Raw genomic sequence first — 750 nt, forward strand, 5'->3', positions numbered from 1 at the left:
TGGACACCACTTTGTCTAATTCGTCAGATTCTGACCAGACGGTTCAGGCTGTACGCTTACCGACTTGCCATGACGGAATGCCGGTGATGATGGATTGACCGTGATATGCTCCTCAATCACTTTCTGAACTGCCACCAATAACTTTGTGGCGGCTTTGCTCTGATAATTTTCAGGATCTTTTCCCTTCAATGTCTCGACTTCGGCAACTAAAGCGTCGTAGGTTTCCTGAAAACAGGGATGAGTATATAGCGCCCAACCATTAACCCTTTGCGGAAAATCCATTATTCGTCGTCGCCAATCTCATCATCAATGTTGACGTCCATGCCAGCGACAAGTTTCTTTCCTTGTTGAATGTCGAATGGACGAGTTTTTTGCGGGTTGTTCTGGATATCTGCATCCAGAAAACGCAAAAATGCATTCATAGTATGATCCTCCTGTTCATCTCCCCGTCGGCACATAAATACTTGCCCACCAGGCAGAATCTCGTAATGAATGCTGTCCAGGCCTGGCTTCAGTTTTAAGGCCTCACGCACTGGCGCGGGGATAGTTGTTTGTCCGCGTATCGTGACCTTTGATTCAGTGGTCAGTACAGCGTTAGAGCGAGCATTAGCGGGCATTGTTCACTGTCCTTTTACAGCCTGTTTTCTGCTCAAATTATAAGCTTCAGCAAAGGTAATGCAAATGCATTATTAGCAAATGCCCCGTAAACCCTCGCCCAATCGGGCGGAGATATAAGGGGAGCTAATCAGG

Annotated in this window: 1 protein-coding gene and 1 pseudogene; both read right to left on the bottom strand. The window is 46.9% G+C overall.

All coding sequences use genetic code 11. The annotated features are described in order from the left end of the window. Positions 1-27: 27 nt before the first annotated feature. Positions 28-282, bottom strand: a pseudogene (locus A7090_RS25080) (type II toxin-antitoxin system YhaV family toxin); the annotation flags it as partial. Further along, the gene (gene prlF / locus A7090_RS25085; RefSeq protein WP_105275883.1) at positions 282-617 is read right to left on the bottom strand and encodes a type II toxin-antitoxin system antitoxin PrlF; all 336 of its coding nucleotides are present in this window, start codon (positions 615-617) and stop codon (positions 282-284) included. The pseudogene A7090_RS25080 and the gene prlF, both read right to left, overlap by 1 nt. Positions 618-750 lie beyond the last annotated feature (133 nt).

Source organism: Escherichia sp. MOD1-EC7003, assembly GCF_002965065.1.
Lineage (GTDB): Bacteria > Pseudomonadota > Gammaproteobacteria > Enterobacterales > Enterobacteriaceae > Escherichia.

What these genes read in the sequence shown, in the direction of transcription:
- prlF (WP_105275883.1), bottom strand. Translation starts at nt 617, where the DNA reads ATGCCCGCTAATGCTCGCTCTAACGCTGTACTGACCACTGAATCAAAG.